At 40.8% G+C, this 19,913-nt stretch carries 22 protein-coding genes; 1 reads left to right on the top strand and 21 read right to left on the bottom strand.

All coding sequences use genetic code 11. The features are described from left to right. Positions 1–233: 233 nt before the first annotated feature. Genes C9J35_RS14820 through C9J35_RS14800 form a run of 5 tightly spaced genes read right to left on the bottom strand, consistent with a single transcriptional unit; the run spans position 234 to position 4,145 of the window. Positions 234–1,427, bottom strand: a complete 1,194-nt coding sequence (locus C9J35_RS14820) for a CCA tRNA nucleotidyltransferase (RefSeq protein ID WP_107925119.1) — start codon at positions 1,425–1,427, stop codon at positions 234–236. Beyond that, positions 1,414–2,559 carry an N-acetyl-alpha-D-glucosaminyl L-malate synthase BshA gene (gene bshA, locus C9J35_RS14815; protein ID WP_107925118.1) on the bottom strand — a complete coding sequence of 382 codons (1,146 nt, stop codon included), beginning with the start codon at positions 2,557–2,559 and terminating at the stop codon, positions 1,414–1,416. Before bshA ends, C9J35_RS14820 begins: the two co-directional genes overlap by 14 nt. Positions 2,560–2,589: 30 nt before the next feature. Beyond that, positions 2,590–2,994, bottom strand: a complete 405-nt coding sequence (mgsA, locus tag C9J35_RS14810; protein ID WP_054768039.1) for a methylglyoxal synthase — start codon at positions 2,992–2,994, stop codon at positions 2,590–2,592. Positions 2,995–3,012: 18 nt separating this feature from the next. After that, a complete protein-coding gene (dapB, locus tag C9J35_RS14805; protein WP_054768038.1) occupies positions 3,013–3,810 on the bottom strand; it encodes a 4-hydroxy-tetrahydrodipicolinate reductase in 798 nt (265 codons plus the stop codon). Beyond that, entirely contained in the window at positions 3,810–4,145 is a 336-nt protein-coding gene (locus C9J35_RS14800; RefSeq protein WP_054768037.1) for a nucleotide pyrophosphohydrolase, read from the bottom strand. The genes dapB and C9J35_RS14800 overlap by 1 nt, the downstream gene beginning before the upstream one ends. Positions 4,146–4,260: 115 nt before the next feature. Here C9J35_RS14800 and C9J35_RS14795 point away from each other — a divergent pair, with 115 nt between their 5' ends. After that, the gene (locus C9J35_RS14795) at positions 4,261–5,130 is read left to right on the top strand and encodes a YitT family protein (protein WP_054768036.1); all 870 of its coding nucleotides are present in this window, start codon (positions 4,261–4,263) and stop codon (positions 5,128–5,130) included. Between the two features lie 131 nt (positions 5,131–5,261). Here the strand turns inward: C9J35_RS14795 and C9J35_RS14790 are convergent, their stop codons facing one another. The 16 genes from C9J35_RS14790 to C9J35_RS14715 form a co-directional block, all read right to left on the bottom strand. After that, positions 5,262–5,936 (bottom strand): zinc metallopeptidase, encoded by a 675-nt coding sequence (locus C9J35_RS14790; protein ID WP_054768059.1) that lies wholly within the window; start codon positions 5,934–5,936, stop codon positions 5,262–5,264. Between the two features lie 61 nt (positions 5,937–5,997). Continuing rightward, complete coding sequence (gene lhaT, locus C9J35_RS14785; protein ID WP_107925117.1) at positions 5,998–6,594, bottom strand: lipoprotein heptaprenylglyceryl N-acetyltransferase LhaT; 597 nt, start codon at positions 6,592–6,594, stop codon at positions 5,998–6,000. A gap of 247 nt (positions 6,595–6,841) precedes the next feature. After that, positions 6,842–7,639 (bottom strand): menaquinol-cytochrome c reductase cytochrome b/c subunit, encoded by a 798-nt coding sequence (locus C9J35_RS14780; RefSeq protein WP_107925116.1) that lies wholly within the window; start codon positions 7,637–7,639, stop codon positions 6,842–6,844. Between the two features lie 43 nt (positions 7,640–7,682). Next, positions 7,683–8,357 (bottom strand): menaquinol-cytochrome c reductase cytochrome b subunit, encoded by a 675-nt coding sequence (gene qcrB, locus C9J35_RS14775; RefSeq protein ID WP_010858822.1) that lies wholly within the window; start codon positions 8,355–8,357, stop codon positions 7,683–7,685. Positions 8,358–8,379: 22 nt separating this feature from the next. After that, complete coding sequence (locus tag C9J35_RS14770; protein WP_010858821.1) at positions 8,380–8,883, bottom strand: QcrA and Rieske domain-containing protein; 504 nt, start codon at positions 8,881–8,883, stop codon at positions 8,380–8,382. A 156-nt stretch (positions 8,884–9,039) separates the two neighbouring features. Then, on the bottom strand, positions 9,040–9,489 hold the full coding sequence (locus C9J35_RS14765; RefSeq protein WP_107925115.1) for a DUF2487 family protein: 450 nt from the start codon (positions 9,487–9,489) through the stop codon (positions 9,040–9,042). Positions 9,490–9,953: 464 nt separating this feature from the next. Then, on the bottom strand, positions 9,954–10,511 hold the full coding sequence (locus C9J35_RS14760) for a ReoY family proteolytic degradation factor (protein ID WP_054768035.1): 558 nt from the start codon (positions 10,509–10,511) through the stop codon (positions 9,954–9,956). A 14-nt stretch (positions 10,512–10,525) separates the two neighbouring features. Further along, entirely contained in the window at positions 10,526–11,794 is a 1,269-nt protein-coding gene (locus C9J35_RS14755) for a tetratricopeptide repeat protein (RefSeq protein WP_107925114.1), read from the bottom strand. A 94-nt stretch (positions 11,795–11,888) separates the two neighbouring features. Beyond that, a complete protein-coding gene (gene aroA, locus C9J35_RS14750; protein ID WP_107925113.1) occupies positions 11,889–13,178 on the bottom strand; it encodes a 3-phosphoshikimate 1-carboxyvinyltransferase in 1,290 nt (429 codons plus the stop codon). A 102-nt stretch (positions 13,179–13,280) separates the two neighbouring features. Next, positions 13,281–14,378: a prephenate dehydrogenase gene (locus C9J35_RS14745; RefSeq protein ID WP_107925112.1), complete on the bottom strand. Its 1,098-nt coding sequence runs from the start codon at positions 14,376–14,378 to the stop codon at positions 13,281–13,283. Further along, positions 14,375–15,475: a histidinol-phosphate transaminase gene (gene hisC, locus C9J35_RS14740; protein ID WP_107925111.1), complete on the bottom strand. Its 1,101-nt coding sequence runs from the start codon at positions 15,473–15,475 to the stop codon at positions 14,375–14,377. Before hisC ends, C9J35_RS14745 begins: the two co-directional genes overlap by 4 nt. An 18-nt stretch (positions 15,476–15,493) precedes the next feature. After that, positions 15,494–15,862, bottom strand: a complete 369-nt coding sequence (gene aroH, locus C9J35_RS14735) for a chorismate mutase (protein ID WP_054768034.1) — start codon at positions 15,860–15,862, stop codon at positions 15,494–15,496. After that, the gene (gene aroB / locus C9J35_RS14730) at positions 15,859–16,950 is read right to left on the bottom strand and encodes a 3-dehydroquinate synthase (RefSeq protein WP_107925110.1); all 1,092 of its coding nucleotides are present in this window, start codon (positions 16,948–16,950) and stop codon (positions 15,859–15,861) included. The genes aroH and aroB overlap by 4 nt, the downstream gene beginning before the upstream one ends. 3 nt (positions 16,951–16,953) lie before the next feature. Then, positions 16,954–18,135 carry a chorismate synthase gene (gene aroC / locus C9J35_RS14725; protein ID WP_107925109.1) on the bottom strand — a complete coding sequence of 394 codons (1,182 nt, stop codon included), beginning with the start codon at positions 18,133–18,135 and terminating at the stop codon, positions 16,954–16,956. 358 nt (positions 18,136–18,493) lie between these two features. Continuing rightward, the gene (locus C9J35_RS14720; RefSeq protein WP_107925108.1) at positions 18,494–19,264 is read right to left on the bottom strand and encodes a CheR family methyltransferase; all 771 of its coding nucleotides are present in this window, start codon (positions 19,262–19,264) and stop codon (positions 18,494–18,496) included. Positions 19,265–19,350: 86 nt separating this feature from the next. Beyond that, positions 19,351–19,581 (bottom strand): hypothetical protein, encoded by a 231-nt coding sequence (locus C9J35_RS14715; RefSeq protein WP_054768058.1) that lies wholly within the window; start codon positions 19,579–19,581, stop codon positions 19,351–19,353. Between the last annotated feature and the right edge of the window lie 332 nt (positions 19,582–19,913).

Raw genomic sequence — 19,913 nt, 5'->3', positions numbered from 1 at the left:
ATAATGTACGAATCGTTTTTAGTTGCTTTGAAAACATCGCTTTATTAGTATTTATCATACTGTAAATTGCGACAATTGACCACATAACGTCTTCAAAAATCACTTTCAAGCACAATAACTAGCTATAAGCGATGCATAATCAGACTATGCAGTTTCGGCTTTACTCCATAAAAAAAGCAAGTGACCATTGCCATGCTGCTACTAACGCATGTTAATTGGATCACCTGCTACAATTAGTTATTAGGGTTTTCCCCTTTATGGATATATGTCTGTTCAATCCAATGTTTTATCTGCTGTCGCTCATTTTGGAGCTCACCGCTGACAACCGCTTCAAGCATGGACTGCAAAGCCTCTTTTACCCATGGGCCACGTTTTTGTCCAGACCATTTTAACAAATCCATGCCATTTACCACAATCTCTTGTCGTTGTCGGATAGGCAACTTTGCCTGCGCCTCCTGAATACTTTCTTGTGGCATAGGAACGTCAAGCTGCCTAAACTCAGCAAAGTAACGGGCTGCCTCAAGCTCTTCTTCCCTAAACGTAAAATAGTCCAGATTGGTCCAACCGCTTTCGAACGCATGAAAAGCCGCTAAAGCCGACTTTACAAACGCCATTTCTTTATTTGATAAACGATAGCAACGCAACACGTCTGGCCATTTTTCACCTTGCGAAAGGGCAAAATACGCCCAACCAAATAGCTTATTTTGAACACAAAAGCCACGCCAATTTTCTGCGTGAAAGTCTCCAGTTAAAAATACAGCCAAATCACTTTCCTGAAGCTTCTTTATACCATTATAAACATCTTTTCCAACCCAAAGTTTATCGAGTTCGGCCTTGAGACGTTCTTTGGCTATAAAAGCAATATCAGCCGCCTTGGCCTGCATCGCCTGTAAAGTCGTTTCTTCAATTGAAAAGCCAAGCTGTGCAGAAAAACGCACAGCCCGTAGCATTCGTAGAGCATCTTCTGCAAAGCGCACCTGCGCCTCACCTACTGCCCGGATTACACGCGCTTCAATATCCTGTTGCCCTCCGTAATAATCGACCAGAGATCCATCACGACGCATGGCAATGGCATTCATCGTAAAGTCTCGGCGCTGTAAATCTTCTTTCAGAGAACGTACAAAATGCACGGCCTCAGGTCTGCGATGATCAGTATATTCACCATCGGTTCGATATGTCGTTACTTCAACAGGAGCAGCTGGCACAATGACAAGCACTGTACCATGCTGAATACCAATATCCACTGTTCGTTTAAAAACAGCCTTCACTTCTTCTGGCAAGGCATTTGTCGCTACGTCAACATCATGTACAGGTCGATCCAGTAATGCATCTCGTACTGCACCCCCAACGACAACTGCTTCAAACCCAGCCTCCTCTAATTGTTCAATGACAAAGAAGGCTGCCTGCCATTCTTTATTGTTTTGCATGATTTTTTTCCGCAACCTTCTCGTACAATTTTTCATACTGCTCGACAATCTTGGATGAGTGGAATTTTTCATTAACAGCACGCATAGCCGCTTCACGGAAATTTTGTAATTGTTGTTCATCATTCAATAAATTGACGGCATACTCTGCTACGGCATCTGTATCGCCTTGTTCCACTAAATAACCATCCACACCATGATCAATGACTTCTGGAATTCCACCAACGGCTGAACCGATACATGGCACACCACAAGCCATTGCTTCTAGTAGTACCAGACCAAACGACTCTTGCTGTGAAAGTAATAGTTTAAGGTCACTAATAGAATACAATTCAGCTAAGTTTTCTTGCTTGCCTAAAAACAGGACGTCTTTGACATACGGACTTCCCTTCACTTGATCCATAACACGATGCTTTTCTGGGCCATCCCCTACTAATAATAGCTTTGCTTTCATGTTCGCGCGGATTTTCATAAAGGCATCCACAACATGCGGGAGGTTTTTAATTTTGCGGAAGTTAGAAACGTGAATAATGACTTTTTCATCAGCCTGAATACCAAACTGTGCTTTTAAATTTCCTGGGTCAAGTGGACGATATTCACGCTCATCAACGAAGTTATAAATTGTGTCAATTGGCTTCACAGTATCAATGAGGTCATATGTTTGTTCTTTTAATGCCTCTGATACTGCTGTTACTACATCTGACTTATCAATACCGTATCGGATCGCCTGAGAAAGTGTTGAATCCTGGCCAAGCACCGAAATATCTGTGCCGTGCAATGTTGTCACGATACCAATATTTTGCCCACTCATTTCACGCGCTAGCACCGCACAAACTGCATGTGGTATTGCATAATGCACATGTAGCACATCTAGCCCTTCATCTTTAATTACGTCTGCCATTTTACTCGCTAAGGCAATATCATAGGGTGAATACTGAAAAACGGAATAATTGTTCACTTCTACTTCATGGAAAAAGACGGTTGGATAAATTTTATTCAATCGAAATGGTACGCTCGAGGTGATGAAATGAATTTCGTGTCCTCTCTCTGCAAGCATTTTTCCTAATTCTGTTGCGATAACACCAGAGCCTCCAACTGTTGGATAACAGGTAATGCCAATTTTAAGCTTTCTCATTCGATTATCATCCTTTCTGAATCACGTCTTTTAGTCTCGTCTTTCTTGAATCAGTCTCCAATCCACAAAACCCTCTTGCAGGCCTTTTAGTAATATTTCCGCAGTACCCATATTTGTTGCCAGTGGCACTTGGTAAACATCACAAAGACGAATAAGTGCAGAAACATCTGGCTCATGTGGTTGTGCTGTTAATGGATCACGGAAGAAAATAACCATGTCCATATCATTATTGGCAATCATTGCGCCAATTTGTTGGTCCCCACCAAGTGGACCTGAGCGAAAACGTGCGATCTCTAAACCTGTGGCTTCAATGACACGTTGCCCTGTAGTACCTGTAGCATATAGCGTGTGCTCCAGTAAAATATCTTTGTAAGCAATAGCAAACTGTACTAAATTATCTTTCTTACGATCGTGTGCGATTAGTGCGATTTTCATAATTTTTCCATCCAATCTTTAGATGATGTTTTCTAAACCATAAACAAGCTGATCCATTTTCATGACCTCTTCTACACAAAATGCGACGCCTGACATGAAGGAATTGCGATTTAGTGAGTCATGACGAATTGTTAGTAGTTGACCGTCACCACCAAATAATACCTGCTGATGTGCCACTAAGCCTGGTAAACGAACAGAGTGGATACGCATGCCATCAAAATCAGCGCCTCTTGCACCTTCAAGTGTTTCTTTCTCCTCTGGATGACCTTGCGCTTTTTGACTTCGCACCTCTTGAATCATTTGGGCCGTTTTAACAGCAGTACCAGACGGGGCATCTAGTTTTTGATCATGATGCATTTCAATAATTTCTACATCAGGTAAGTATTTTGCCGCTTCCTTGGCAAATTTCATCATCAGGATGGCACCAATCGCAAAGTTAGGTGCAATAATACAACCTAACTCCTTTTCTTTGGCAAGTGCTGATAATTCCTCTAGTTGCGCATCTGTAAAGCCTGTTGTTCCGATAACAGGACGTACACTTAAATTCAATGCCTCTTTTGTATGTTGATATACTGCATGTGGATTCGTTAAGTCCACTAGTACATCTGGAGCAGTCACTTCTACAAGTTCATGCATATCTGTAAATATTGGTGCTGTATAACTCGCTGGGAACATATCTAAATCTGCTAATGTTGCGCCTACTTCTTTATAATCTAGTACAGCTACTAATTCCATTTTGTCATGTTTCATGACTGTATGTACAGCTTCAGCTCCCATTTTTCCTCTTGGTCCTGCAATTGCTACACGAATCGACATTATTCTTCATCCTTTCTTGTCCAGCGACCCTTATCTCTCGTTTCAAATTTATGTATGACACGTAGAAGCGCTTCATCCAAATTAATGCCTTGTGCATTGGCAAAGCATACTAAAACAAAGAAAAAGTCGCCTAATTCTTCCTCTATGCTATTCACTTCTTCGGTGCTCTTTTTCTTCTTTTGTCCATAAACATCCTGTACTTCACGTGACAATTCACCAAGCTCTTCCGTTAAACGTGCCAGTAATTCAAATGGTGGGAAATAGCCTTCTTTAAACTGTCCAATATAATCATCCACACGTTTTTGTAAAGCTTGCATTGTAACTTGCTCTGTCATCGATAATCACACTCCTACCTCCATCGTATAAAATTTACACCATTGTTGTCAAAAACAATAAAATGACAGATAATAGAATCCACTACGTCATTTGTTTGGAACGCCAGGAGGTCTTATGCTTAAACAGATCAAAATACGCAATATCATCGCAATAATGCTCGGAGCTGCAATTTTTAGCTTTGGCTTTGTACACTTTAATATGCAAAATCAGCTAGGTGAAGGCGGTTTTAGTGGGATTACCCTTGTGCTTTATTTTACAGTAGGTTGGGATCCTGCATTACTGAATTTACTGTTGAATATTCCCATGTTTATTCTCGGCTGGCGACTACTCGGAAAAAAAGCATTTATTTATACCATGATCGGAACAATTTCTGTATCTGTGTTCCTGAAAATTTTTCAAAAATACCAATACACCATTCACTTAGAGGATGATTTATTCCTTGTTGCTCTTTTTGCTGGGGTCTTTGTCGGACTCGGTCTCGGCATCGTATTCCGCTTTGGCGGTACAACTGGTGGTGTAGATATTTTAGCACGACTCGCCCATAAATATTTTGGTTGGAGCATGGGTAAAACAATGTTTATGTTCGATGCTATCGTGATTTTACTGTCATGGCTAACATTTTTAGATGCACGCTCTATGATGTATACACTAGTTGCTGTATTTGTCGGTGCACGCGTCATCGATTTTGTACAGGACGGGGCATATGCAGCGCGCGGCGCATTAATAATTTCTGAAAAGTCTAGTGCTATAGCAGATTTGATTGCACTTCGTATGGAACGTGGCGTCACGGTCTTAGAAGGTCATGGTCACTTTACAAAGCAGCCAAAAGAAGTGCTGTATTGTGTTGTCGGGCGCAATGAGGTTGTACGCTTGAAATCTATTATTCACGAATTGGATCCTCACGCCTTTGTATCTATTTCGGAAGTGCGAGATGTGACTGGCGAAGGCTTTACACTGGACGACCAAAAACAACCCATCCACTAATCACAATATCCACTACCCGCTTAACCATCAGCGGGTATTTTTTCATGGCTCGGAGGATTATTTAGATGCACCTATTTGTGAAAGAAAAAAACTCGCTATAGTGGCAATATCCACTATAACAAGCTTTTTAATTAGTCATCGCTACGCATATTGGTAAAGATTAAAATCAAACGTAATAATTCTAATACAGCTACTGCTGCTGCGGCAACATATGTTAATGCTGCGGCACTTAACACTTTACGTGCTGGGCGTTCTTCTTCGTTTGTAATAATTCCTAGTGAATTCATTTGCACAAGTGCCCGCTTCGACGCATCGAACTCAACTGGCAATGTCACTAATTGGAATACTACCCCAGCTGCTAATAATACAATCCCTAAAAGCAACATATTCGAACTACTTGCAAAAATACCAATCATCACAAAAATCCAAGAAGCATTTGAAGAAATGTTTGCTACTGGTACAAGCTTACTACGCAATGTAAGCATTGAATATGCTTCTTTATGTTGGATAGCGTGGCCTACCTCGTGGGCAGCAACTGCCGCTCCCGCAACACTCGCTTCATAAAAGTTACTTTCCGATAACGCAACTGTTTTTGTTGCCGGATTATAGTGATCAGATAATACACCTTGCGTTGGCACAACGCGCACATCATATAAGCCGTTCGCATCTAAAATCGCACGCGCTACCTCTGCACCCGTTTGTCCCTTCATTGTACGTTCCTTTGCGAACTTTTTATACGTACCTTTTACTTTCATCTGTGCGTACAGTGGCAGTATTAGTATAATCGCAAAATAAACAATATACATAGTTGTTGACAATTTTTTTAACCCCTTTCTAACTCGATACTATAATTCTATAGACATTTACCTAATTCGGCAAATATTTGCGCCACCTCATTGAGAAAAAGGCAAGAAAAATACAAGCGATGGATAACCAAAATGTAAAATAGCCAATATAGTTTGTATAGTCTGCTAAATCTCGATACATCGGCATTTGTCCAAAAACATAGTCAATCACATCATTATGCAAAGTCCATACAGCGGCTACGGCGATATGCCAATATGTAAATACATACTTGCCAATGTAAAGCACGGCCTGCACGGCCATCGCAAAATGTGAACCGACAAGCATCCAGCCCTGCCAGCCAATAGAGCCTGTTTCAACCAATGTCCAAATGTTCATAACATCTGCCCATAAGCCGTATTTCACCAATGTTACAAGCGCTAATACTTCCATGAGTGGCCAACTTTTGCCTACAATCCACGCAGCTAAGACAAAGCAAAAAAACAAACTGGCAGTCGGACTGTCCGGTACAAAAATATAAAAAATAGGCTCCGTGATGGCAAGTTGCCAGCCATACCAATAATAGCCGTAAATTGTTCCTAATAGATTAATGACTAGTAATAATATTAAAAATGATTTATGCGTAAGGAGATACCAGATGTTTGCACGTGTAATTTGCATAAATAAAACTCCTTTACTGTCCGTCTTTAACTAAGATGTCTTTTTTCCTTATAATTATGTATTCATTGGAGTGAGTTACTTGCGCTATGTCTCTTTGTTGACAAAAAGGTAATAAATACATTTTTCGACACCTTCTCCTAAATCACGTCAAATTCAAACAGTTCTTCACTTGCAATCATGATTACAGTTAAAACCTGCGAAAAAGCTAGAAAAAAAGAGCCAGTTTCCTGACTCTTTCAAACTAATATTATTCTGCAGGTTTTAAGCTTGCGATAAATTCAGCTAATTGTTTAGCCTCTTCATCAGTACCTGCAAATTGACCAGCAGGCATTGCGCCACGACCATTATGGATAATATCTTCTACTTCTTCAGCAGTTAATTGGTTACCAGCTAACGCTGGCGCAGCTGGACCTCCTTTTAAGTCAGCAGCATGACAAGCAATACAAGATTTAGCCTGTTCACCAGTATCACCATTCCAGATTGCAAAACCTGGCAGTGATTCATCAATAACAACTTCAACTTCTTCTTTAATTTCACCTTGTTTTTTAGAAGCTTCCCAGTCATGGTTCACTACTGATTCCCAAGTTAAATAGAACATTGAAGCTAGTGTTAATAACATAAACGCTGTTGGTAATGGACGTTTAGATGGACGACGTTCTGGAGTCGTATCTAAAAACGGCATTAATAAAAGCGCCATGAACGCAATACCCGGCATAACAATTGCTCCGATTACATTGTATGGACCAGAAGCATATGTGTATTTTAATAATTGGTACACGAATAAGAAGTACCAGTCCGGTAATGGAATATAAGCTGTATTTGTCGGGTCAGCCTGTCCCTCAAGTGGAGACGGGTGAGCGACAGTTAACAATAAATAACCAATTAAGAAAACAGCACCGACCATCCACTCTTTAAGCAAGAAGTTTGGCCAGAAAGCTTCTGTTTTACCTGGGTATTCGGAATAATCTTTTGGAACGTTCGGCATTCTGTGATTCGCTTTAATACGAGAATCGCCGACAAATTTCATTCCTTTTCCGCGATGCATAGTGTCCCCTCCTTTAAAAAGTCATCGAACCGTCAAGTGTAAATCACAACGGTCCAGAAATTCCTTGACGACGAATCATGATAAAGTGTGCTGCAAGTAACCCAAACAATACTGCAGGTAAGAAGAATACATGAATCGCAAAGAATCGTGTTAACGTTTGTGCACCGATAATCGTTGCGTCACCCGCTAATAATACTTTAATCATTTGACCGATAAACGGTACAGATGCGGCAATTTCGATACCTACTTTAGTAGCGAATAATGCTTTCATATCCCATGGTAATAAGTAGCCTGTGAAACCAAGACCAATCATTACACCAAAAATACCTACACCAACCATCCAGTTTAACTCACGAGGTTTCTTATATGAACCTGTGAAGAATACACGAAGTGTGTGTAAGAACATCATTACGATAACTAATGAAGCTCCCCAGTGGTGCATACCGCGTACGATTTCACCGAATGCTACTTCGTTTTGTAGATAGTAAACTGATTTCCAAGCATTTTCGATATCTGGTACATAATACATTGTTAAGAACATACCAGAAAGAATTTGAATTACTGTGATGAAGAATGTTAATCCACCAAAGCAGTAAACGAATGCTGAGAAATGGTGTGCAGGGTTAACGTGCTCTGGCACTTCGTGGTCGGCAATATCACGCCAAATCGGTGTAATATCTAATCGTTCATCGACCCAATCATAAATTTTGTTTAGCACTGATTTCGTACCCCCTTACAAATTAAACTAGAGTATTTGCTCTTGATGGACCAATCATTAAATAACCATCTTTTTCTTGTACTTCAAATTCATCCAACGGACCTAGAGGTGGTGTACCTGCAATGTTCTTTCCGTTTTTCTCGTAACGCCCAGCGTGACAAGGACAGAAGAATTGATCTGGGTGTGCTGTATCGCCCGCCCAGTTTACTGTACAACCTAAATGTTTACAAACTGGTGATAAAGCAATTATTTCGTCACCGCTTTTATAAACCCATGCAGCGTTTGTAACATCAGATTTGTACCATGCGTCAACTTGTTCAAATGTGAAGTCAACTTTAATAGGCTCTTCAGTGATGTCAGCGATTTTTTGTTCTGTTAAGACGAAATCCCCACCTGCGTGTTTTTGTAACACTGGGTCTAACGCAAAACGAACCATCGGCATCAGCATGCCTGCCGCCATAAATCCGCCTACACCTGTAAGTGTATAACTAAGAAATTGACGACGTGAAACTCGATTGTTACTCATCCTTTTCCCCCCTCTAACTTTAAAGGTCAGTCCAACGGACATACTTTTTACAAATAGTAATACTAGGACATATCTATGATATATCAAGTCCATAGCTTGGTCAATATAGCATTCTGTGGAAAGCTGGAGAATGTGAACATTTATTGAAACAAATTGTTAAATCTGTGCCCATTTAGTCGAAAATACCGGGATTACTTGTCGTAATTGATCTTCGAGAATGGAGTTTTTCACGCCTTTATCCATTGATTCTAGCGGAATGGCTGGTAGCCAAATGACATTTACTTCATCTCCACTATTTGTCCAGAAATGGTCACAAGTAATGAAGAACACATGCTTAAAACCAGCATTATGTAATTGTGCCGCTAATTGCGCTGGCATTGCCTCATCTTTCAACGTAGTACTATACGAAAATGGTGGCATGACAAGCAAACGGCCTTTAAATTGTTGCTCGATAAAAGCAGTGAGCGATAATAAAAAATCCGCCTCGGCACCACTTTGTTTCATTTTTTCATTCGTTAAATCAATGGCTACGAGCGGTATAATCGCTGTATCAATAAACTCCTTCTGCGCCATAAACGATGTCACATCGTTTGCATTAAAATACATCCCAAAAACCCTCCTCATTTTGCTACACCACTTACGCCTCGGCATAATTACGTCCGGATTTTGAATAATGCTTAGGCTTGCATGAGGGCCGACATGGCGTCGGTCAATTCATTACAGCCACAGGACGTGGCATTTTTACCAATGGAGGTCAGTGATTCGTAGTCGTATGAATACAACACTTGACTAACCCCGATTGTGTTTCCTTTAAAATCCGTAAATGCGTCGGTGACTTTACTCTTTATTCATTCAGTAAACGTTTACACACTCCCAAACAAAAGGCTATTACCGCTCTCCTGTCACCCATTTACTAAAGTAAGTGCCTGGTTACTAAATCAACATAAAAAAATGTCCTTCTCCACTCCATGAATAGGATAACCAATAAAAAGTGAAAACAATCATTCACTAGTCATGTTACCATATAGAAGTAGATAAAGGACATTCAATTTTTCCCTAAAAACAAATGATTAGCGTTGATTAGCCGTTTCTTTTAAAACTTGTAACAAATTTGACAATTCATAAAAGCGTTCTTCGTCGCCTTGGTCTAGGGCTTCATCAATTTGTGCGAGTAATTTTTCTTCTTGGAATACGAGTAAGCTGTTTGAAAGTAGCTCTTCCGCCAGTAAACGATCTTTTTCATTAACAATCAGTGTTTCTGGCATATAAGGGTTTTCTTCAAGAACTGCTAAGTATTGTGCACTCGGTGGTATATTTGGAAAATTCAATTGTATATACATATCATCATGTTCATGTAAGCGTAAATCATGGAAAGATTTCTCAGCATCTGCTGTCATCACATTGCCTTTGTAAAAACGAAATGGCACCCCAGTTGAATCAACTGTAGACATCACCATCGCCCTCGGACAATAGTGCGCTTCTTCGACAAATCGTATTCGCTTTAACAACTCATCATTACTTAATAAGTAGTTTAAAATCCATACACACTCACGCCGTTTCAATTGATAATTTTTTAAAAACCATCGAACAAATGCTTTTTTATCGACAACTGATACAGAAGCAGTCATACCCACTCCCTCCTTTACTCAAATTCTAAGCTTTCTAACTTCTCTTGCCACTCTGGTTCGCTAGGTTGAACGCTTATTAATTGACTAAGTACCTCTTTTGCTTCCGAACGCTTGCCTTCTTCTAATAAGAAATAAACATATTTTTCTAAAAATGCTGCGTCTTCCTTAAAATCAGTATATGCCAAACGATAAAATTCGTATGCACGGTCGTACAATTCTAAATTTGCATATGCATCCGCTGCGAATGGGTATAATGTTGACCATTCAAAATCATTTTGTTGTAATGTTTCAAATAACTCAATAACATCCTCATTCCGTTCTTGCTGTGTGAAAACAGAAATCAGCGCTAGCACTGCCTCCATGTATTCAGGATCTAATGCAATCGCCTCACGCAAATAATTTTCGGCTTCATCTGAAAGACCATTTTTCAATGCCATTTTACCAGCAAATAAGAACAGTGATTTATCGTACTCGTCACGCTTTAATCCTTCTTTAATGGCCGCATAGGCCTTCGTATTATCCTCTGACATGGCATAGCTTTCTGCCAGTAATAAATAGGCTGAGAAATAATCTGGATCTAATTCTTTTAACTCCTCTAATTGCTTAATAGCCATTTCATATTTTTGCGATTGGAACGCTGAATAGGCTGCACCAAATAATACATCTGGCTTTACTTCATGCTCAAGAGCAGCTAAATAATAATCTAAAGCTGTTTCATAGGCAGCCCCCGCACGATATACCTCAGCCAGTCGCTCAACAAGACTTACACCAGCAAACTCCTCTTGTAGCTCGTGCAACTCCTCGTAAAGGCGTGCTGCCTCAAGAAAACGACCTGTTTCAAACAATAGCTCTGCTTTAGCAAATTGTAAAAGTGGCTCATCAGGTAATATGGCTAGTGCTTCATTAATGCGCTTTTCAGCCACTTCAAATAACCCCTGCATTTGATAGTAATCCGCTAATACTAATAATGCCTGTGGGTATTCTGGAGACGTATCTTCTACTTCTAATAATAAATCTAATGCGGCGTCCTCATCACCAAGCTCCATTAAGACATTTGCACGATCAATTTTTAACTGTGCTTCTTCTGGGAATAAAAATTGTAAATGCTCTAGTACACGGTCTGCTTCTTTCATGTAGCCATATTGCATAAATACTTCCGCAAGTGCGTAAGTTTCTTCTGGCAGTTCCTTTATTAAAAATGTTTCAAGCAGCTGATCGATTAAAGCTAAATCCCCTTGCTCAAGTGCTTGCAGTATTTCAGTCATCGCATTGTTCACAGTCATTCACCTATTCTTTCGTTTATACCTTTATGCTACAAAACATTCTCTTCCGAAACAAGAAAAAACTCCCCAAAAGAATTGGAGAGCCTTGTGTTGTTCACTGTGTCACTGTCTCAACATGCTCGAAAAACGTCGGATAAGAAACTGCAATACATTGTGCATCATCTAATGTCACGGCTCCATCGGTCATTAGCGCTGCGACAGCCCCCATCATACCAATACGGTGGTCACCATAGGTTTTTAGGCTTGCCCCTCGTAATGGCGTAGGACCCTCGATCACCATGCCGTCTGCTGTTGCCTCAATTGTAGCCCCTAATTTTTTCAACTCATCTACTACCGCGGTAATACGATCTGTTTCCTTTACTTTTAACTCCTCGGCATCTTTTATAATCGTTTTGCCATGTGCCTGTGTCGCTAATAACGCCAGTATAGGAATTTCATCGATGAGACGTGGAATAATGTCCCCCTCAATCGTCGTCCCCTTCAAAGTAGACGTTGCAATCGTAATCGTTGCTGTCGGCTCTGCTTGACCATCTTCATTATACGCTAGCGTCATGGAAGCTCCCATATTTTGTAGGACCTCAATGATGCCGTCGCGGGTCGGATTGACGCCGACATTTTCTAACACGATACGACTACCTTTACAAATAGCACCGGCTACTAAGAAAAAGGCCGCAGAAGATATATCACCTGGTACAGAAACATGTGTACCTGTCAGATTTTGCCCTCCCTTAAACGACACAACACCATCAGCCACATCTACCTGTGCGCCAAATTGACGTAACATACGCTCGGTGTGGTCACGTGACACTTCCGATTCACGCACAATGGTTGTACCTTCTGCTCGTAACCCTGCTAGTAAAATAGCCGATTTCACCTGCGCACTAGCAACGGGCATTTGATAGTCAATTGCTTGCAACTTCGTTCCTTGAATCGCTAGTGGTGTAAATTGTCCATTTGCACGGCCAGTAATATGCGCCCCCATTTGACGTAGTGGGTCAATAACACGACGCATAGGGCGTTTGCCAATCGATGCGTCTCCTGTCATCACTGTATGTACATTGGAGCCAGCTAGAATACCAAGCATCAAACGTGTTGTTGTCCCAGAGTTTCCTGTATATAATACCTCTGTCGACTCCTGCCATGCGTCCATACCAGCACTGTCAATCGTCACATTTGTCCCATCTACATCAATCTTCACGCCAAGCTTGCGGAAGCAATCAATTGTACTTAAACAATCCTCTCCAAGTAAAAAACCATCAACCGTCGTTTTTCCAGTTGCGATTGAGCCAAACATCACAGAACGGTGTGACACGGATTTATCTCCAGGAATCGTTAGTATCCCTTGTAAGGATGGTTTATGATATTGTAATACTTTTTCACTCATAGTAATTTCTCCCCTCCATATGAAGATAGAAAGCGCCGATACATCGACGCTTTCTCTTTTGCTAGACATTCGGCGCTATGACAGCAACGCGATTTTCTTTATCTATGAAATATATGTTTCAAAGTTTGCACGTTTTTGAATACAAGCTGCAGCACGTTCACGGTCACTTTCACTTTGTAAGCTAATGACAAGTATCCCGAAGACATCTTCACGAGATTCAACGATACGCAGGTTTGTAATACTGATGGCTTCATCAGCTAGTATGCCTGTCACCTCAGAAATAACCCCTGGATAGTCAGGAACATCCACATACAAATCAAACGATGTAAACATGGCACCAGCGCTAATAGGGAGTTCATCCCGTAAGTCTTTGGCAACAGCAAAATAATTTTCGATGTCGTCTGAATTACCGTTTAACAATAGTTCTTTGACACGATTCATTTCTGATTGCCAGCCCTCTAACTGGGCGATTAGCTCATCACGATTTTGTAGTGTAATATCACGCCACAATACTGGATTAGATGAGGCAATACGCGTCACATCTCGGAAGCCCCCTGCAGCAAGTGAACGTGTCATCGGGTACTCTCCATTTTCCTCTCCGAGCTGATGTACGAGAGATGCTGCGATGACATGTGGAAAATGGCTTACGACAGCTGTCATATGATCGTGCTCACGTGCCGATACACTGACGACTTTCGCATGTGTAAATTTTAACAGGCTTTCAAGCTGAGCCATATGAATAATTTCTTCCCCTGCAAGTGGCGTCAACATGTAATAAGCATTTTCGAAAAGATGCGCCTTCGCAGCTAATACACCACTTTTATGAGAGCCTGCCATTGGGTGTCCGCCGATAAACGTAATCCCTTGAGCCCGTAATTCTCCTGCTTTTTGCATAATCATTTTTTTCGTACTACCTGTATCTGTAACGATTACTTTATTTTTTAATGGCCATGATTTTAGTTGTTCCATCCACTCCAGTGTAGCATTGACGGGTGTCCCAAAAATGATGACATCTACGTCGGCTGCGACATCTTTCGGATCTGTTACAATGTCATGGACAATCTTTAATGTCTTGGCATGCTCACGAGTTTGGGCATCCATATCATAGCCGAAAATTTTGGTTTCTGGCGCTTTTTGTAGAGCAAGAGCAATCGAGCCCCCAATTAAGCCTAGCCCAATAACGAGCACTTTGCGTGTCATGCAAAAACCCCTTGCTCTTTTAACACCGTTTCAAGATGTCCTAGTAATGCTTCGTTCTGCGCTTCTGTACCGATTGTTACTCGGATAAAACCTGGCGTTCCCAGTGCATTTCCACTACGGATAATAAAGCCACGCTTCATAAGCTCATGGAAAACAATATCGCTATCAGCATTCGTATTCAAGAAAATAAAGTTCGTATCAGATGGGTAGTAAGTTAAATTATGCTTTTCACAAAATTCAACGTATTGCTTTTTGCCTTTTTCATTTGCCTCACAGCAAGCTTGTAGATAGTCTTGATCGCTCAGTGCAATCGCTGCTACCGTTTGGCTTAAAATGGTATTGTTAAATGGCGCACGCACTGGATCAAGCTTCGCAATTACTTCAGGTTGCCCAATTGCATAGCCCACTCGGAAGGAAGCAAGACCATATGCTTTTGAGAATGTACGCATTAACAGCACATTTGGATACTCTTCGATTAAAGGTAGTGTGTTTTTATGCTCTGGATGTGTCACATATTCGATATAGGCTTCATCTAACACAACCAGTACGTCACTTGGAACTTTGGCTAAAAACGCACGTAAATCATTATCTGCAATCACAACTCCTGTTGGATTATTGGGGCTACACACCCACACGATAGATGTTTTGTCATCAATTGCTGCTGCCATAGCATCTAAATCATGTGCACCGTCGATACACGGAATTTTGCGTACTTCTGCCCCTTCGATGTCAGCGTTATGCCAGTATTGCGAGAAGGATGGATCAGCCATGATTGTGTTCACACCAGGATACAACAAAGCACGAGTAAGAATCGTAATAATGTCATCAGAGCCGTTTCCAAAAAGAAGCTGTGTTTCTTTGACACCTAGATAATTTGCTACAGCTGTACGTAAGTTTTGTGCATAGCCATCTGGGTAGATTGCATGATTTACTGCATTATCTTGTAAATACGCTGTTACCTTTGGTGAGCAACCAAATGGGTTTTCATTTGATGCTAATTTTACGACTTCTTGTAAGCCGAATTCACGCTGTACTTCTTCAATTGGTTTACCTGGCTTATACGCTTGCATACCGTCCAATTGTTGTTTCCATTTCATCTCAAACATCTCCTCTAATTATTTAGCTTGGGCTAAATCTGGTCTTAATTTCACTGCATCATTTAAATACAAGTGCTGTACATCTTTTTGCGCCACTTCCACATTGGCGTGTATTAATACACGAATACATAATGGGAGTGCGCCTGGCACGTCCATTTCATGCGTGCACATCACGGGAACATACTGCCAGCCCTCCATTAATCGTACGGCACGTGCTGGGAACGCTGATGTAATATCAGGCGTTGTGGAAATGACAATGGAAGCAATATCATCTACCTCAACATTATTTGCTGTGACGACTTCCCGCACTAATCTTGCTGTCTCATCCCATACAAGTTCTGGCTTGTCCGACTCAATTGTAATCGCACCTCTTAGTCCACGAATCATACAAGCACCTCCGCTAATAGCTGTCGGAATTCGGTATCTACTTCTTTGCACTCCGTTAAGTCAATTGGTTGCACGAACGGTTCACCAATTTTTGACAGTAGCACAAATTGTAACACTCCATACTCCGCTTTTTTATCTTTTAATAAATACTCTGTTAATTGCTCGAATGAATAGTGATTCACCGCTTCAAATGGATAGCCATTTTTCAACGCAAAGTGTAAAAATGAAGTTGTGAAGTCACGATTTAATTGTCCATAGCGTTCACTTAATAATAAGCAGTACACAAGACCAATCATTACGGCTTCGCCATGCGCTACTTTGCCATAACCCGCTGCAGCTTCAATAGCATGACCGTAAGTATGACCTAAGTTTAAGTATTTGCGTACGGATTGCTCGGTTTCATCTTCTGAGACAATTTTCGCCTTTACTTCTATTCCAGCCTTTAGCTGCTTCGCTAAATCGTCTGTGCTGAAATGAATAACTGTATCTGCAGTCATTAATTCCTCTAGCCATTTTGCATTTGAAATCATTGCGTGCTTAATGACCTCTGCCGTGCCTGAACGGATTTCACGCTCAGGCAAAGTCTCCGTAAAAACTGTATCGTAAATAACGCCCTCTGGTTGATAAAAAGCACCAATCATATTTTTGCCGAGCGGGTGGTTAATCGCCGTTTTGCCCCCAACTGCAGAGTCATGGGCTAAAATGGTCGTTGGAATTTGAATGAATGGCACACCACGCATAAATGTCGCAGCAACAAAGCCTGTCAAATCGCCAACAGCGCCTCCACCTAAAGCAAAAATAAATGATTTACGTGAACATTTCTGTTCCAGTAAGAAAGTTTGCGCTGCATAATATTGTTCAAAGGTTTTACATGCCTCACCAGCTGGTAGTACAAAAACTTCAAAGTCGTATGGGAAATTTGCCTTGAAATATGCCCCCTGTGCTGACCACACATTAGCATCCGTAAAAACAAAGAGCTTATCAGCTTTTTGCAGTTTATCATCAAATGATTTGACCGCTTCCGCTAAAAAATCATGTCCAAGTACAACATCATAATGATGCGATTTTGTCGCTACTGGTACACGCATATATTAAAACTCCTTTGTATAACGGCGATGCTCGTCGATTTGAGCTTTTAATTGTGGTAATTGATCGCCATGGAATTGGTCCATAATCGCATTCGCTATTTCCCAGGCAATAACATGTTCCGCAACAACGGATGCTGCTGGTACTGCACAGCTATCCGAACGCTCTACACTTGCTTTAAATGGTTCTTTTGTTTCGATATCTACACTTTGTAATGGTTTATATAATGTAGGAATTGGTTTCATAACACCACGCACGACGATTGGCATCCCTGTCGACATACCGCCCTCTAAGCCTCCAAGACGATTCGTCGCTCGACGATAGCCTTCTTCCCCTGACCAGATAATTTCATCATGTACTTCTGAACCTTTACGACGTGCCATTTCAAAGCCAATGCCAAACTCAACACCTTTAAACGCATTAATAGACAGCATAGCCGCAGCTAATTTTGCATCAAGCTTACGGTCATAATGAACATAAGAACCGACACCCGCTGGCATGCCTTCTACAATCACTTCTACAATACCACCAATGGAATCGCCAGCTTTTTTCGCTTCGTCGATTGCCTCTACCATCTGTGCAGAAGCTACCGGGTCAACGCAGTAACATGGATCTGCTTCAACAATGGCACGGATTTCATCTACCGATTTCCCTTCAACTAAAGATGTATCCGCCTTAATGCCAACGATTTCTGTTACATGTGACACGATAGAAATGCCTAGCTCGTTTAATAATGCTTTTGCAACAGCGCCCACTGCCACACGGACAGTTGTTTCTCGAGCTGAAGAGCGCTCTAAAATATTTCGTAAATCCCGATGGCCGTATTTCATGCCCCCGACTAAATCAGCATGCCCTGGACGTGGACGTGAAATTTGACGTTTCACATCATCTGGATTGACATCCTCTGCTAGCGGTTCTGCTCCCATAATCTTCGTCCAGTGCTTCCAATCATCATTTGTAACAACAAGTGCGACAGGAGAACCAAGTGTTTGTCCATGACGAACGCCACCTACAATTTCCACTGTATCTGTTTCAATTTGCATACGACGACCGCGGCCATGTCCTCCTTGGCGACGTTTTAAATCATGATTAATTTTTTCTGCTGTAATTGGTAAGAGTGACGGTAAGCCCTCAATAATAGTTGTTAATTGGGGTCCGTGTGATTCTCCTGCTGTTAAATAACGCATAAACGCTTTCTCCCTTCAACTCGCTAAAGTATGTATTTTTCACTATAACATATATTCTCTAAAAAAACAGTCCTTTTACAAATCTCTGACCAATCAAATAGCCTCGGCATAAGCCCATTCAGATTTTCTACAACGCGTACAATATTCACATCTTTTAAATATATGATAGCACTATATTAAATGCGAATATTCTGAACGATTTGCTTAAAAAAAGGTTGTTTTGTAGCGAAGAATAAAAATCGTACGCTCTTTGCTTAGGACAAGCGAAAAGCGTACGATCATCTATGTCTAATGCTTGGCAATTTATGTACATGACGCGCCTTCTTGTCTACTGTACGAATGCTTTTCATATTATTTACTATTTTTTTCGATAGAAGAATGTATCCTCTACTTCAAATTCATAACGGGATGGATTAAAAATTTGCTCTGTTGAGCCTACGAATAAGATGCCATCCTTACGCAGTGCTTTACTAAAATTTGCGTAAATTTGATCTTTCGCTTCTTCTGTAAAGTAAATCATCACATTGCGACAAACGATTAAATCATAATGCGAATCGTAATTATCTTTGAGTAGATTATGTTTTTTAAATGTTACGCAACGTTTAATGTCATCTTTCACTCGGTAGAAGTTTCCTTCTTGTTCAAAATACTTTGCTTGAATATCTTTGGGCACTTCTGCTAAAGAACGCTCTGGGTAAACCCCTAGCTTGGCCTTTTGAATGACGTTCTCGTCTAAATCAGTCGCAATTATTTGTACTTGGGATAATGGCACTAATTGAGACAATACCATTGCCAATGAATAAGGTTCCTCTCCAGTCGAACACGCCGCACTCCAAATTTTCAAACGTTTATTTGATTGTAATAATTTTGGGAATATTTTTTTCTGCAAAACTTCCCAGCGCTTACCATTACGATAAAATTCCGACACATTAATTGTCATACGGTCTAAAAATTCATTCATTAAATCACGGTCTTGCTCTAGTGCTTTAAGAAAATCAAAGAAATTACGGTAACCCTTTTTCTCATAGAGCGAAGTTAAACGTCTTTTCATTTGGGCTTCTTTGTATAACGCTAAATCTATTCCTGTTTTGCGCTTTATACCCTCTACAAATTGTTCATAATCTGACATCCGGTCATCTTCCCCTCTAGCGTCGTACTCCCATTATAGCGGAAAATGGTCATTATCGAAATAGTGTCTTTCACGCTGAATTAAGGTTACTTCGTTAAATTTTGCTTTGCTTCTAATAGTAACACTTTTGATTGTTCTAATTCTAGTTTCATTTTTTCAGTTTCTTGCGTATACGATTCCAATCTTAGCTTTTCTAACTCCACTTCTTTTTCAATAGTTTTTAATTTAATTTTTTGTCCTTTTGTTCGTGCATCGGTAAATATCCCTGCTAAAGCAATCAATACGCCGCCCAAAATAGCAACCATAGCTATACTCATTTCATCCACTTCCTCCCATCTACTACTAAATTATACGACAAATACTATAAATAGTTTCATTTTTCATATCAAACTAAAAAGGGGCTGTCTAACAAGTGTTGCATACAATAATACCATTTCCCTATACGAGGTAAAAATCCACTGTGCTTTGCGTGGACAAGGCGCAGGCCGCATCGGGTCAATCACAAAAACATGCGTTACTGCCACTTCGTGAACCCTTTCCTGTTGCACAATTGAATTGACTTAGGACATGAAGAGGTTAGCCTGTGTTCCACTTCACGCACCCTACTAAGTTTCGTGTAGTTCTTCCCCGGTGGCTGGCATTTCAGCAC

The organism is Lysinibacillus parviboronicapiens (assembly GCF_003049575.1).
Lineage (GTDB): Bacteria > Bacillota > Bacilli > Bacillales_A > Planococcaceae > Lysinibacillus > Lysinibacillus parviboronicapiens.
This window is presented reverse-complemented; position numbering and strand designations above follow the sequence as displayed.

What these genes read in the sequence shown, in the direction of transcription:
- aroA (WP_107925113.1), bottom strand. Translation starts at nt 13,178, where the DNA reads ATGAGTGAAAAAGTATTACAATATCATAAACCATCCTTACAAGGGATA.
- C9J35_RS14765 (WP_107925115.1), bottom strand. Translation starts at nt 9,489, where the DNA reads ATGTATTTTAATGCAAACGATGTGACATCGTTTATGGCGCAGAAGGAG.
- C9J35_RS14760 (WP_054768035.1), bottom strand. Translation starts at nt 10,511, where the DNA reads ATGACTGCTTCTGTATCAGTTGTCGATAAAAAAGCATTTGTTCGATGG.
- bshA (WP_107925118.1), bottom strand. Translation starts at nt 2,559, where the DNA reads ATGAGAAAGCTTAAAATTGGCATTACCTGTTATCCAACAGTTGGAGGC.
- lhaT (WP_107925117.1), bottom strand. Translation starts at nt 6,594, where the DNA reads ATGCAAATTACACGTGCAAACATCTGGTATCTCCTTACGCATAAATCA.
- C9J35_RS14795 (WP_054768036.1), top strand. Translation starts at nt 4,261, where the DNA reads ATGCTTAAACAGATCAAAATACGCAATATCATCGCAATAATGCTCGGA.
- C9J35_RS14715 (WP_054768058.1), bottom strand. Translation starts at nt 19,581, where the DNA reads ATGAGTATAGCTATGGTTGCTATTTTGGGCGGCGTATTGATTGCTTTA.
- C9J35_RS14755 (WP_107925114.1), bottom strand. Translation starts at nt 11,794, where the DNA reads ATGACTGTGAACAATGCGATGACTGAAATACTGCAAGCACTTGAGCAA.
- C9J35_RS14780 (WP_107925116.1), bottom strand. Translation starts at nt 7,639, where the DNA reads ATGCATCGCGGAAAAGGAATGAAATTTGTCGGCGATTCTCGTATTAAA.
- hisC (WP_107925111.1), bottom strand. Translation starts at nt 15,475, where the DNA reads ATGAAATGGAAACAACAATTGGACGGTATGCAAGCGTATAAGCCAGGT.
- C9J35_RS14820 (WP_107925119.1), bottom strand. Translation starts at nt 1,427, where the DNA reads ATGCAAAACAATAAAGAATGGCAGGCAGCCTTCTTTGTCATTGAACAA.
- aroB (WP_107925110.1), bottom strand. Translation starts at nt 16,950, where the DNA reads ATGCGTGTACCAGTAGCGACAAAATCGCATCATTATGATGTTGTACTT.
- C9J35_RS14745 (WP_107925112.1), bottom strand. Translation starts at nt 14,378, where the DNA reads ATGACACGCAAAGTGCTCGTTATTGGGCTAGGCTTAATTGGGGGCTCG.
- dapB (WP_054768038.1), bottom strand. Translation starts at nt 3,810, where the DNA reads ATGTCGATTCGTGTAGCAATTGCAGGACCAAGAGGAAAAATGGGAGCT.
- C9J35_RS14800 (WP_054768037.1), bottom strand. Translation starts at nt 4,145, where the DNA reads ATGACAGAGCAAGTTACAATGCAAGCTTTACAAAAACGTGTGGATGAT.
- C9J35_RS14720 (WP_107925108.1), bottom strand. Translation starts at nt 19,264, where the DNA reads ATGTCAGATTATGAACAATTTGTAGAGGGTATAAAGCGCAAAACAGGA.
- aroC (WP_107925109.1), bottom strand. Translation starts at nt 18,135, where the DNA reads ATGCGTTATTTAACAGCAGGAGAATCACACGGACCCCAATTAACAACT.
- mgsA (WP_054768039.1), bottom strand. Translation starts at nt 2,994, where the DNA reads ATGAAAATCGCACTAATCGCACACGATCGTAAGAAAGATAATTTAGTA.
- C9J35_RS14790 (WP_054768059.1), bottom strand. Translation starts at nt 5,936, where the DNA reads ATGTATATTGTTTATTTTGCGATTATACTAATACTGCCACTGTACGCA.
- C9J35_RS14770 (WP_010858821.1), bottom strand. Translation starts at nt 8,883, where the DNA reads ATGAGTAACAATCGAGTTTCACGTCGTCAATTTCTTAGTTATACACTT.
- aroH (WP_054768034.1), bottom strand. Translation starts at nt 15,862, where the DNA reads ATGATTCGTGGACTAAGAGGTGCGATTACAATTGAGTCGGACAAGCCA.